This is a genomic window from Paenibacillus turpanensis (assembly GCF_011421635.1).
Lineage (GTDB): Bacteria > Bacillota > Bacilli > Paenibacillales > YIM-B00363 > Paenibacillus_AK > Paenibacillus_AK turpanensis.
Window position 1 is genome coordinate 72,382 of sequence record NZ_WTLI01000019.1, and the last position, 12,692, is coordinate 85,073.

Genomic DNA, 12,692 nt, shown 5'->3' on the forward strand with positions numbered 1-12,692 from the left:
TCCGACATGTTCATACCATCTTTCCTTTTATTATTACTCTCCGTGCAGAAAAACTATCCATATGATCTTACTCCCGCAACGCATCGCGCAACCGGGTCGAAAATGGATCGCTCCCTTTCTTCGGTGCAGCCAGCTTCCGCAGCTCTTGCTTGAGCCGTTCATTCTCCTGAAGCAATCGGCCATACTGCTTCGCCCAATCCAGCAGCTCCTTGCTTTCGTATCCAGCATCCTGAAACAACTGCCGCAGATGACCTTCGATCTGATCGGCCCCGCCGTTCCGTTCTTCGTTCATGCGATTTTCCTCCACGTCCGATTTTCATAATCTCCAAAATATCATAGCACATCACAACCCGCAACTTATGATATAATCATAGGCGGAAAACGAGCGAACACTAGCGAATACGAAAATAGAAGGGGTATCCCATGAGCATATTAAACGTGCAAAATTTAAGCCACGGCTTCGGTGACCGGGCGATTTTTAACGATGTATCCTTCCGTCTACTAAAGGGTGAGCATATCGGCTTAATCGGCGCCAACGGCGAAGGCAAATCGACCTTTATGAACATTATTACCCGTAAGCTGGAGCCCGATGCCGGCAAAATCGAATGGGCGCGAAATGTACGCGTCGGTTACTTGGATCAGCATTCCGTATTGGAAAAAGGCATGACGATTCGCGACGCCCTTAAAGGCGCTTTTCAATATTTGCTCGATATGGAGCAGCAAATGACAAGCCTTTACGAGCAAATGGCCGAGGCGACTTCCGAGCAGATGGAAGAAATGCTGGAGGAAGTCGGAAACATTCAAGACCTTCTAACGAATAATGACTACTATATTATTGACGCCAAAGTCGAGGAAGTGGCGCGCGGTCTGGGCTTAACCGACATCGGTTTGGATCGTGATGTGCACGACCTGAGCGGCGGTCAGCGCACGAAGGTGCTTCTAGCCAAGCTGCTGCTGGAAAAGCCGGATATTTTGCTGCTGGATGAGCCGACCAACTACTTGGATGAGCAGCATATTGAGTGGCTGAAGCGTTACTTGCAAGAGTATGAGAATGCCTTTATTCTCATTTCCCACGATATTCCATTCCTGAACAGCGTCATCAACCTGATTTACCATATGGAAAATCAGGAGCTGAACCGCTATACCGGCGATTACGAATATTTTAAGCAGGTGCATGAAGCGAAAAAGCAACAGCTCGAATCCGCCTACAAGCGCCAGCAGCAGGAAATTTCCGAGCTGAAGGATTTCGTTGCCCGTAATAAAGCGCGGGTATCGACACGTAACATGGCCATGTCCCGCCAAAAAAAGCTCGACAAGATGGAAGTAATCGAGCTGGCGAAGGAAAAGCCGAAGCCGCAGTTCAACTTCAAAGAAGCGCGCGCCTCCGGGAAGCTGGTTTTTGAAGCGAAGGACCTCGTAATCGGCTATGACGAGCCGTTGTCGAGAGCGCTCAACCTGCGTATGGAGCGCGGCCAAAAAATCGCCTTAACCGGGGCCAACGGCATCGGCAAAACAACGCTGCTCCGCAGCATACTCGGTGAGATTAAGCCGGTAGGCGGCTCTGTTGAGCTTGGCGAATATTTGCATATCGGATATTTTGAGCAGGAAATTAAAGGCTCCAATTATAACACCTGCATCGAGGAGCTGTGGAAGGAGTTCCCTTCCTTAACGCAGTTCGAGGTACGTGCCGCGCTGGCGAAATGCGGACTTACCACGAAGCATATCGAAAGCAAGGTCGAGGTGCTGAGCGGCGGGGAAAAAGCGAAGGTGCGGCTGTGCAAGCTGATTAACCGCGAATCGAACCTGCTCGTGCTCGACGAGCCGACGAACCACTTGGACGTCGATGCGAAGGATGAGCTTAAGCGTGCGATCCAGACGTACAAAGGCAGCGTGCTTATCATTTGCCATGAACCGGAATTTTACCACGATGTCGTCACCGATGTGTGGAACTGCGAATCGTGGACGACGAAGACGTTTTAAGAAATGGCTTTGTTATATTCTAATGTTGATATTTGAGCATAATAAAACCGCCTTGGTAAAATAAGGCGGTTTTATTTATGCTAATCGTTTTCCGTTACAGTTCAACTCTAATCAGTATTCTTCAATAAGTTTTCCATCTTTATCATAAAATTTATAATTACGAAATTCATATTCATTTTTATCTGTTCGAGGTAATTTCACCCAAGTCACTGATGCATTATTAGGAGTAAACACTTGTTCCAATTTCTGCCCATTTACACTAACCTGCATCTTAGCTATTTTATTGCTATGATTCGTGACAAGCATAAATTTCTTTGGCGGTTTTCGAAAGTCTGGAAGGAAAGAACTAAAGCTTTCATCATTCTGAACTTCTATATGTCTCCACTCATAGTTGCCATCTTCATTTTTAGCAAATTGAATATATCCTGGACTATTGTTTGATAAAAATCCTACCATCCGTAAATCGTTAAAATCCCTAATTTCCAAAATTTCAATCGATTCATTTTCGTATCCATCTATTGAGTGTATTACTTTGGCTATGGATTCTTTATCATTTCCATATACCTGTTCTGTACCGTTAAAATAAAAAATTATAATTACCAGAAAGGGTATAATTGTTAATGTTACCAATGCAAATTTCTTATTTGTAACCATCTTCCTCCTCCTATTACTCTAATTATAGAACATCAGTTCATTGGCCTCAGTTCCTATTCTGCTTCACATAAAGCTTAATGTAAGTTTCCGCCTCCATATTTCTTTCATCGGGATCATAGACCTTAGCGCTTCGGAGCTCTTCTTCCTGAAAAGAGAGTAGATAACTATGGAGGTTCGTCTGATCAGTAAAGGTTTTTCGAGTTTTCTGCCCTGCATCATCTCGGAATTCAATGCTCCATCCCCACATGTCAATCACCTCGCCGTTTCGTTTTAAAGCTTAATCGCAAATCACACTTTTTTGAGGATCTCGAAGATACTCGAACATTAGCCTGATTTGCGCTTCTGTATTTCTTCCAACGGACAACGGCGGCAAATCATTTTCCTCGAAAAAGCCGACATCACTCGTTTCCACTCCGCCCGCTGCTTCCCCGCCTACAATTTCACACGCAATGAACATTTTATATATATGGTAAGGATCCGGTGGATGGTTATGTACATTTTTATCAAGCACAGCAAGCAAACGAATCGGCCTCACCTCAAAACCGGCCTCTTCTTTCGTTTCCTTCACTGCGATTTCAAAAGGCGATAGCCCGATGTCCGCCCAGCCCCCAGGCAATGACCAGCCGCCGTCGATTTTTTCGCGGACCATTAAAATCTTCCCATCCCGAAACACTACTCCTCGTATATCTACTTTCGGAGTAGCATACCCGGTATCGCCGGCAAAGGCCAAAACGATTTTCTCCTTACCTACATTCGAATAATTTGCTAAAATGTCAACACTCAGCTGTCTGAGCTGCTCGTAACGTTCTTGATCGTAGACGTCCTTCGTGTACGTTAAGCCTGTCTGCGCGATCGCCTGAATTTGCTTCGCCCATTCCAGCCATTGAAGCTCCAGCTTCGATTCCATTTCGTTTCATCCTTTCTGCATTCGGAATAACGACAATATGTACAGGGTAAAAGGGCCGGGTGTGATGATAAACAATTACATTTCCCGTCACGATGACCTTTTGAATTGCAGTACGGCCGCTTAACACCTCATCGCCGTAAAAATCCTCGGTCAGCGTATTCCCTATCTCCTACTATCAAATCTGAATATAAACAATCCAAGCATAGCATGAATAACAACATTTGGAAATTGGCTCTGCCCCCGAGTTTTATATATACAAAATAGGCCTGACTCTACCGCCATACGTAGAATCAAGCCTTGTTCACCCATTGTCAAATTGTTATTGCGCTTTCTTGGACTTTTTCGCCTTATACATATTCGCATCTGCTGTTTTCAACAGCTCGTCTATATTACCTGACTGTTGAGGAATATATTCAGCGATTCCGAAGCTTAACGATATCGTATAGACGTTATTTTCCCGATTGCATTCATCGATTTTTTGGTTTAACCGCTCAAGAATCGGTTCGATGGAGTCCGTTTCACTGGTCATCAGCACAACAAATTCATCTCCGCCTAGACGCGCCACTATATCGGAGGAACGAAATGTGTCCCGAAGCAGCTGCGCAGTTCTTATTAACGCACTATCCCCTTCATGATGACCAAGCTCGTCGTTGATCCGCTTCATATTATCCAAATCGGCAAACAAGAGATGCATCCGTCGATTTATTCGGTCGGCCAGCAGCATTTCTCGTTCGGCTTGACCTTGAAAACCGCGCCGGTTGTAAAGCCCCGTCAACTGATCCATTAAAGAGAGATGATAGGTCTTTTCCTTCAGCTCGTTTCGCTCAATCGCATACCGAATGGAACGGGACAGCATGCTCCCGCTCACCTCTCCTTTAATAAGGTAATCTTGGGCGCCCTCTTGTACAGCCTCAATGGATATGGCTTCATCGTTCAAACCGGATAGCACAATTACAGGCACCTTTGGCATTTGCCGATGCAGCGTATGATACGTCTCAATCCCGCGGCTGTCCGGCAGCCCTAAGTCCAGCAGCACAATATCAAAATCCCGCTCTATCAGCAGCTCCAGAGCTTTAGTCAAGGTATCGGTAAAATTCAGCTTGTAAGGCGAATTCGGACCCTTCATCATTTCTTGAAGCAGTCTTGCATCCCCTGCATTATCTTCTATGACTAAAACGGAAAACTTTTTCGCGACCATAGGACTATTCACCTCGTGGCATTTTAACAATGGTAAACCAAAAATCTTCGATCGATTTGATAACCGTAATAAATTGATCTAAATTGATCGGTTTCGTAATAAAACAATTTGCGTGCGAATCATAAGCTTTTACAATATCCTCTTCCGCTTCTGAAGTCGTAAGCACGACAACCGGAATACGTTTTAGCTTCGGGTCGGATTTCACCTCGGCCAAAACCTCGCTGCCGTTTTTACGCGGAAGATTCCAATCTAATAAGATAAGATCTGGTAAGGAGACGGATGAATCGTTCAGCGCACCGCGCAAATACTGTATCGCTTCATAACCGTCCTTCATAACCGTCACATTATTTTTAAGCTTGGAATCTTTTAACACTTCTATCGTTAAACGGACATCGCCTGGATTGTCCTCGATCATAAGTAGCTCGATGGGTCTGCCGATCATCGTTTGTTCTCTCCCTGTTTCGATATCGTAAATCGGAAAGTTGTCCCGGCACCTTCCACGGATTCAACCCATATGGTCCCGTTATGCCGCTCCACTATTTTTTTACAGATTGCCAGTCCGATGCCGGTTCCCGGATACTCTGCTCTTGTGTGGAGCCGCTGAAAGATTTCAAAGATTCTTGAAACATGCTCTTCTGCAATTCCGATTCCATTGTCCTGCACAGCAAATTCCCAAGCGCCTTCATGCTCGATCGCTGAAATACGAATTTCCGGCTGAGACACAGTTGTAAATTTAATCCCATTGGAAATCAGGTTTTGCAGCAGCTGCAGCATCTGTGTGTGATCCGCGCAGATCAACGGTAGATTCGAATAATGGATTGAAGCACTCTTTTCTTCAACACTCTTCTGTAAATTTTGCGAGGCTTTTTTCACCACTTCGCCCATATCGACCTTATCAAAGCTCTTGCCCTTCGTTTCAACACGGGAGTAGGCCAGTAAATCATTGATAAGAGTTTGCATACGTTTGGAACCGTCAACGGCGTACCAAATGAAATCGATCGCGTCTTGATCCAGCTGATCCTTGTACCGCTTTTCAAGGAGCTGCAGGTAGCTCGAAATCATACGAAGCGGCTCCTGCAAATCATGTGAGGCAATATAGGCAAACTGCTGCAAATCGCGATTGGACCGTTCAAGCTCTTTGGCCTGATAAGCGAGCTTTGATTGTGCATGCTTTACGGCAGTAATATCCTTAGCGATCCCATAGACACCCACAACCTCTCCATTCACCTTGATCGGGATGGAGGTAACATGCAGGTTAAGCTTATGACCTTCTTTGTGGAGGATCGTTGTTTCAAAATCCATCGAGCTGCCTTCCAGCGTTCTTTGAAAAATACGGTTTGCGTTGGGCAATTCCGATTTTACCATCAATGCTGAGAACACAGTCATGTTCAGCTCTTCCATAGAATAACCAGTAAGCTGTGAGCAAGCTTGATTTAAATCCGTAAATCTGCCCTGTGTATCAAGCGCATAAACCGCATCCCGGTTGTAATCGACTAGAGAATAAATACGCTGCCTGCTTTGTTCCAGCAAGCTTTCTTTGGACTCCAGTGCAGCCGCCATCATATTAAAATGCTCAACCAGCCTAACCATTTCTATAGGCGCTGACTTCAGAGCCTGACTCAGAATCCGATACGAGTAATCGCCTCCGCTTATATAGCCTGTTCCCGTGACCAGCTTCTGCAATGGTCTTTCCACCGTTTTAGATACTCGAAAAATGAGAATGATGAAAATAATTAAAAAAACGAGAAGGCCAAGCGTCATATAGATCATTCTCGTCAAGAAAGGCTTCATTACCTCACTGCGGTCAATTTTACCGATCACAATCCATTTTTTATCATTCGTCCAGTCGCCAATTCCATAAACCTCTTTCCCTCGATAATCAGTATGGGAATAAGCCTGAGCACTAACTACGCTGGACAAAAAGCTATCGCTAACCTTCGTTTCTAAAATTCGGGGACGTTCGCTCAGTTCGCCGGACAGTCTTGGAATCGTGAGCAACTGCCCGTGTTTATTAACCAACAGCATTTCACCGGTTTGACCAAGCTGAAAATGATTAATCAGTTCGTTTACAAATTCCATCTTTATTCCACCGGAAACGATTCCCCGAATGTCTCCCGATGGATCGCGAAGCGGCGTGGCAAAAATCATGACAGGCGCATTCGTAACCCGATTCATAACAACGTCGGAGGAATAATCCTCTCCTTTAATCGCCGCTTTAAAATAATCGCGGTCCCGCACATGCTTTCCTCTATATTGTGCTGCTTCGAATGTCGAAATGAACCCTTCCCCGTTCTGATCAAAAAAAGTAATAAATTCAAATTCCGATTTTTCTCGCGAATAGGACCGAAGAAACTGGCTAACCTCATTCGGGTTGTTTAACCAATCGAGCTTGGCTAAGGAGCGGATATCCGCCATCCGATGCTCATACCAATGATCAATGAACGCATGGTGCTGCTCTGTACTGAATCGGATCTGTTCTACGGCTTCCTCTTTTAATACACGCATCTCGACCCAGCTGTAATACAAAATACTAATCGAACCCGCAAGAGTAAATAGAGCGCAGCCTAATAACCAAAGACGTCCTTTTAATGTTTTCAAATGCAAAAAGGGAAAGCGTTTCATATCGACGAATGGACTCCTCTCGCGTGGCCCGCTGTGGTTCTCCCCACAATTCGACATAAATCGTCATTATCCTTTATTTTTCGATAACCATTATCTTCCCTCGATGACAACAAAAAAAGGCTTCCCTCTGTTCAACTAACGTTGAACCCTGAAGAAAGCCTTCCTGTATCTTGTTGCCGTTTAATTATACTGCAACCGTCGAAGCCCCGAAGCGCTCCGGGGCAAACCGCGCAATATCGACCGGCGGCTGACGGCCGTCGATCACATCGGCCGCGGCATGCGCCGTTACCGGGCTGAGCAGGATCCCGTTGCGGTAATGCCCAGTCGCCATGACGACCTCGGGATGCCGCGACAATTCGCCCAGCAGCGGGTAGCCGTCCTGCGTAGCCGGACGGAGCCCCGCCCAGCGGTGAAACGGCTCCATCCGCTCAAGCGCCGGGTAGAGGCGCTTGTTCCAATTTTGCAAACGCTGGATGCCGCGCTCCGTTACGCTCGTGTCGAAGCCGGCGATATCCTCGGATGCGCCGCATACGAGCGAGCCATTCGCCTTCGGCACTACATACCCTTGGCTGGCGAACACCATGTGGCTTACCGCCAGCTCTTCATTTAAATGATACGCGCAAATTTGACCGCGGATCGGATACACCGGAATGTTCAGCCCGAGCGCCTGCTGCCACTCGCCCGACCAGGCCCCGTTGCTGACAACATAACGGTCGGCTTCGTAGGTGCGGCCCGCCGCATCCTTCAGATGCACGCGGCCCCCGGCCACCTCAGCGGCGAGCTGCACCACGTTGCCGATCAGCTGCACGCCGCCGCGCAGGCACGCCGCCTCCAGCGCCTTGACGTAGTCCGGCGCATAAATATGCGTCTCGTCCGGGTGGAACAGCGCCGCCCGCACCTCGCGGGACAAGCTCGGCTCCAGCCGGAACAGCCGCTCGCCCTCAATAATTTCCGGCTCGCTGCCGAACGGCTTCTGCCATTGACGCCGCGTCTCCAGCGCAAGCAAATCGGCATCGTGATAAGCGGCATACAACGAGCCTGTATTTTCGTATTCAAAATCAAGACCCGATGCCTTCTTCACATCCGACTGCCAGTCTCCGTAAAGCTTCAAGCTCTCGAGGCAAAGCCGGAAAAACGGGTCGGCCCCCTCTCCATTTTCAGAGAAAGGCGCCAGCATGCCTGCCGCTGCGCCTGACGCCTGCCCGCCGAAGCCGCCTTTTTCCAGCACCGTCACCTGGTGACCTCTCCGCGAGCACTCGAACGCAACGGATAACCCAATAACACCGCCGCCAATGACAATGATCCGCTGGCTCATGGCGTCACCTTCCATTCCTCGTAGCCGCTGCTCGCCGTCGCGTAGCGCTTCTTCGGAATCCGCCCCGCCAAATACGACAGGCGGCCCGCTTCGATGGCCATGCTCATCGCTTTCGCCATGCGCACCGGATCGGTCGCCTTGGCCACCGGCGTGTTCATGAGCACGCCGTCAACGCCAAGCTCCATCGCCTGCACCACGTCCATCGCCGAACCCAGTCCGGCATCGACGATAATCGGCACCTTCGCTTCTTCAACGATCATCCCGATATTGTACGGGTTCAGGATACCCAGCCCTGTGCCGATTGGCGCGCCGCCCGGCATCACCGCCGCCGCTCCGGCTTCCTCCAGCCGCTTACACAGCACCGGATCATCGGAGGTATACGGAAGCACCGTAAAGCCTTCCTTCACCAGCGTTTCCGTCGCCTTCAGCGTCTCCAACGGGTCCGGCAGCAGCGTCCGCTCATTTACGCTGATTTCAATCTTGATCCAATCGCTCAGCCCCGACGCCTTCGCCATGCGAGCGATCCGAATAGCCTCGTCAGCCGTTTTCGCCCCCGACGTATTCGGCAGAAACGTAAATTCACGAAACTGCAGATGATGCAAAATCGCGTCATCCTCAGGCGCTTCTAGATTCACCCTGCGGATCGCGAACGTCAGCACCTCGGCGCCGGATACCTTTATCGCCTCATTTTGCACGAATGGGTTCGGATATCTTCCGGTTCCTAGAAAAAAACGGGACGTTAACGTCTTGCCCCCAATAATTAACGGATCATGTGTCATACCCCTCAGCCTCCCCCGACAAAATGAACGATCTCCAGTACCATGCCGTCCCGCACTTCCGTCTGCACCCACTGATCCTTCGGCACAATGACGCCGTCCGCTTCCAGCACCACAAGCTGATTTTCCAGCTCATACAGCGTAATGACATCGGCCAGCGTCGCTGCCTGCAGCTGTTTTTGTTCCCCGTTTACCGTAATCGTTACCTGCACGCCGTTCTCCCCCTACGCTCCCGTACTGCGGGATTGCTCAATTTTGCGGCGAAATTCGCGGCACACGCCAGCCACATCCTGCGCGCCGACAATTTCGCTGATTGCGCAAATCCGTGCAGCCCCTGCGGCCAGCACCTCATCGACATTGTGCAGCTTAATACCGCCGATCGCCACCCATGGGATGCGGATCTCGCCCGCCACTTGGCGCACATAAGCGGTTGTTACCGGCGCAACCGCGTCGACCTTGCTCTTCGTCGGGAATACCGGCCCGACACCGATATAATCCGCGCCTTCGCGCTCCGCCGTCCGCGCTTCTTCAATTTCATGCGTAGAAATGCCGATGATGCGGTCGCCCATGCGCTTCCTCGCTTCGGCCAGCGGGATATCCCCCTGCCCGAGGTGAACGCCGTCTGCTTCCGATTCCAAGGCAATGTCTATGTAATCGTTGACGATAAACGTCACGCCATGCTTGCGGGTCAGCTGCCGCAGCTCCTTCGCTTTCCGCAAAATCGCCTCGCGGTCCCCCGACTTGTCGCGCAGCTGAATAATGTCTACGCCGCCCACAATCGCTTCTTCCATCACCTCAAGCAGCGGGCGCCCTGGGTGGAACTCCTCTCCCGTAATTGCATACAGCGTAAAATCTTTACCGTTTCCCATGTGCAACTTCCTCCCCGATCCTTTTTCCATATCCTCGTACAAACATCATTTTGGGCAAAAGAAAATCGCCCTGCAGCCGCAGAGCGATCGAAAACGCGAATGATCTAACTCCCTGCGCTGGCATTACCCAAATCAGGTTCCAATGGTCCGCACCAGACTAGGCGCCATCTCAGCCTGCTTCACGCAAGCACCCACGAGTTTGCTATTCATTTTGACTGTTTCGGAGACTCCGCCATCTTGTCCCGCAGCTTTTCCTCGTAATCGACAAAAGCCGACGTTTCATAAATTCCGCGACTCTCTAAAAGCATCTTAAACCTCAATTGTTTTTCTGTCAATTGGCGCTGCAGCCGGTTTCGCTCCTCCTGCTGGGTACAGCTGCGAATTAAGTCCGTCAGCGTGACCATATCTTTACGCAGCTGCATTTCTTCCGGCAGTACACCGGCATTTTTCAGCAGCTTATAGCCGACTCGCAGCTCCTCCGGCACATGCGACAAATCGTCCAGATCAAGGGGCTTGCCCTTTCCCGGCAAATTGTCGAATTCGCCTCGCTCCATCGCCTCGCGAATCCGGTCCTCCGCTAACCGCTGATAGAAATCCAACCCCCGACACCTCCGCTACCGAGCCTCTGCCATCAAACTCCCTTTATTATAGCAAAAAAAGCCGGCGCTGAATCCCTCTCGGCGCCGACCTCACAAACGATAGATCATTTACTTTTAACAGCATTAATCTCTTTGATCCGGGGCATCGTCAACCATGTCCTGCCCGTCACGTAAAAACGTTACGTCATTGTTCCCCGAAAAATAATCGTCGGAAAACTGCTCATGCGTTTCCGCGATTCCTTTATTGATAAAGTCCTGCTTGTTATAATCGTCCGCTTCAAAATGCTCCTCGGCCACCTCACTGTAGTTTGCCATTAATCCTTCCGTGGCCAGACGGTCATTGTTTTGATTGCCATTGCTATTCATGGAAATCCTCCTTGACTTGCGTAGTCAGTTAAAGAATGTCCAAAACCGCTGAAAATATCCAACCGAAATCATATCCCATTTTACAAAAAAGAAGCCGTTTCCAAGTAGTTCCCGCGCATGTTTTCCTTCGCTTTGTCGCAACCTTTGTCTGTTGAAAATTTAACTTCCATACGATTTGATTCCGTTTAGATTAATGGGCATGTGCTAGGCCAAATCATAAGTGTCAAAACGAGGTGTACGCATGTAATGAAGCTCAACACGTCCACGATTCAAATGGATTTTTATAAGGCGGACACGAACGCTACGCTGCTTCCCGTTTCCATCGCGGATTGGGAGGAAGCGGCGAGACAAAAGCTTGGGTCCGGCGAGTTTGGCTACCTGCATGGCGGGGCCGGCGCGGGAGATACGATGCGCGCAAACCGCGAGGCGTTTTACAGATACCGCCTGACACCGCGAATTTGCTGTGACATTACCGACCGCGATATTTCTGTCATCTTATTCGGGCAAAAGGTTCCTGTCCCATTTTTACTGGCACCTGTTGGAGTGAATACGATCTTCCACACTGAAGGGGAGCTCGCTGCCTGCAAAGCTGCCGCCTCTTGTGGAGTTCCCTACGTCCTGAGCAACGTATCGTCCAAATCGATGGAAGACGTTGCTGAAGCCATGGGTGATTCGCTGCGCTGGTTCCAGCTGTACCCGCCGAAAAATCACGAGCTCACCGTAAGCTTCTTGCAGCGCGCGGAAAAGGCCGGCTTTTCTGCAATCGTCGTAACGGTCGACTCCACCATGCTCGGTTGGCGGGAAACGGATTTGACCAACGCGTACCTGCCTTTTTTAACGGGCCATGGAATGGGAAATTATTTTTCTGATCCGGTTTTTCTTAACGGCCTTAAGGAACCGCCGGATAAAAATCTTCGCGATGCGGTGCTGAAAGCGCTGGATGAGGGCAATAATACGTGCTTTACATGGAAGGAATTTGCCTTTATCCGGGAACATACGAAGCTCCCGCTGCTCATTAAGGGGTTAACGCATCCCGAGGATGCAAGGCTTGCGGTGGAACACGGAGCCGATGGCATTGTCGTGTCCAATCATGGAGGAAGGCAGCTGGACGGAGCAATTGGAACGCTGGAGGCGCTGCCGGACATTGTCGAGCATGTCCGGGGCCGTATTCCCGTACTGCTGGACAGCGGAATTCGCCGCGGAGCCGACATTATTAAAGCAATGGCCCTTGGCGCAACCGCTGTGCTAATCGGACGGCCTTATGCATACGGACTCGCGGTAGCAGGCCAACAGGGCGTCGAAGCTGTAATCAAAAATATAGCGGCTGAAACCGAGCTTCAGCTCGCCATTTCCGGCAAGAAGTCGCTGCAGCATCTCGATTCGGACATCCTTTGTAAGATGTAATC

General features: G+C 49.5%; 14 protein-coding genes, 1 pseudogene and 1 riboswitch. Of the genes and pseudogenes, 2 read left to right on the forward strand and 13 right to left on the reverse strand.

What is annotated here, in order from left to right; genetic code table 11:
* Positions 1-67 precede the first annotated feature (67 nt).
* Complete coding sequence (locus GQS10_RS17270) at positions 68-292, reverse strand: hypothetical protein (protein ID WP_166244465.1); 225 nt, start codon at positions 290-292, stop codon at positions 68-70.
* Between the two features lie 131 nt (positions 293-423).
* Between GQS10_RS17270 and GQS10_RS17275 the strand changes: the two genes are divergently transcribed.
* Positions 424-1,980, forward strand: coding sequence for an ABC-F family ATP-binding cassette domain-containing protein (locus tag GQS10_RS17275; RefSeq protein ID WP_166244467.1), 1,557 nt, complete (start codon positions 424-426; stop codon positions 1,978-1,980).
* Positions 1,981-2,091: 111 nt separating this feature from the next.
* On the opposite strand, the gene GQS10_RS17280 is transcribed toward GQS10_RS17275, so the two are convergent.
* From GQS10_RS17280 to GQS10_RS17330, 12 genes and pseudogenes are all read right to left on the reverse strand, one after another.
* Positions 2,092-2,634 (reverse strand): hypothetical protein, encoded by a 543-nt coding sequence (locus GQS10_RS17280; RefSeq protein ID WP_166244469.1) that lies wholly within the window; start codon positions 2,632-2,634, stop codon positions 2,092-2,094.
* A gap of 277 nt (positions 2,635-2,911) precedes the next feature.
* Positions 2,912-3,529 carry an NUDIX hydrolase gene (locus GQS10_RS17285; RefSeq protein WP_166244570.1) on the reverse strand — a complete coding sequence of 206 codons (618 nt, stop codon included), beginning with the start codon at positions 3,527-3,529 and terminating at the stop codon, positions 2,912-2,914.
* Between the two features lie 34 nt (positions 3,530-3,563).
* A pseudogene (locus tag GQS10_RS23275) lies at positions 3,564-3,695 on the reverse strand (HIT family hydrolase); the annotation flags it as partial.
* A gap of 165 nt (positions 3,696-3,860) precedes the next feature.
* Positions 3,861-4,739: a GGDEF domain-containing response regulator gene (locus GQS10_RS17290; protein ID WP_166244471.1), complete on the reverse strand. Its 879-nt coding sequence runs from the start codon at positions 4,737-4,739 to the stop codon at positions 3,861-3,863.
* Between the two features lie 4 nt (positions 4,740-4,743).
* Positions 4,744-5,181 (reverse strand): response regulator, encoded by a 438-nt coding sequence (locus GQS10_RS17295; protein WP_166244473.1) that lies wholly within the window; start codon positions 5,179-5,181, stop codon positions 4,744-4,746.
* Positions 5,178-7,337 carry an ATP-binding protein gene (locus tag GQS10_RS17300; RefSeq protein WP_166244475.1) on the reverse strand — a complete coding sequence of 720 codons (2,160 nt, stop codon included), beginning with the start codon at positions 7,335-7,337 and terminating at the stop codon, positions 5,178-5,180. Before GQS10_RS17300 ends, GQS10_RS17295 begins: the two co-directional genes overlap by 4 nt.
* A 208-nt stretch (positions 7,338-7,545) precedes the next feature.
* Complete coding sequence (gene thiO, locus GQS10_RS17305) at positions 7,546-8,676, reverse strand: glycine oxidase ThiO (protein WP_166244477.1); 1,131 nt, start codon at positions 8,674-8,676, stop codon at positions 7,546-7,548.
* Positions 8,673-9,455 (reverse strand): thiazole synthase, encoded by a 783-nt coding sequence (locus GQS10_RS17310; protein WP_166244479.1) that lies wholly within the window; start codon positions 9,453-9,455, stop codon positions 8,673-8,675. Before GQS10_RS17310 ends, thiO begins: the two co-directional genes overlap by 4 nt.
* Positions 9,456-9,460: 5 nt before the next feature.
* Entirely contained in the window at positions 9,461-9,664 is a 204-nt protein-coding gene (thiS, locus tag GQS10_RS17315) for a sulfur carrier protein ThiS (RefSeq protein WP_166244481.1), read from the reverse strand.
* Positions 9,665-9,676: 12 nt separating this feature from the next.
* Positions 9,677-10,321 carry a thiamine phosphate synthase gene (thiE, locus tag GQS10_RS17320; RefSeq protein ID WP_166244483.1) on the reverse strand — a complete coding sequence of 215 codons (645 nt, stop codon included), beginning with the start codon at positions 10,319-10,321 and terminating at the stop codon, positions 9,677-9,679.
* A gap of 94 nt (positions 10,322-10,415) precedes the next feature.
* Positions 10,416-10,526, reverse strand: a riboswitch (TPP riboswitch).
* 1 nt (position 10,527) lies between these two features.
* Positions 10,528-10,920, reverse strand: a complete 393-nt coding sequence (locus GQS10_RS17325; protein WP_166244485.1) for a DnaJ family domain-containing protein — start codon at positions 10,918-10,920, stop codon at positions 10,528-10,530.
* Between the two features lie 123 nt (positions 10,921-11,043).
* Positions 11,044-11,286, reverse strand: a complete 243-nt coding sequence (locus tag GQS10_RS17330) for a YozQ family protein (protein WP_243735232.1) — start codon at positions 11,284-11,286, stop codon at positions 11,044-11,046.
* A 246-nt stretch (positions 11,287-11,532) separates the two neighbouring features.
* Here GQS10_RS17330 and GQS10_RS17335 point away from each other — a divergent pair, with 246 nt between their 5' ends.
* The gene (locus GQS10_RS17335; RefSeq protein WP_166244487.1) at positions 11,533-12,690 is read left to right on the forward strand and encodes an alpha-hydroxy-acid oxidizing protein; all 1,158 of its coding nucleotides are present in this window, start codon (positions 11,533-11,535) and stop codon (positions 12,688-12,690) included.
* The last annotated feature ends 2 nt before the right edge of the window (positions 12,691-12,692 follow it).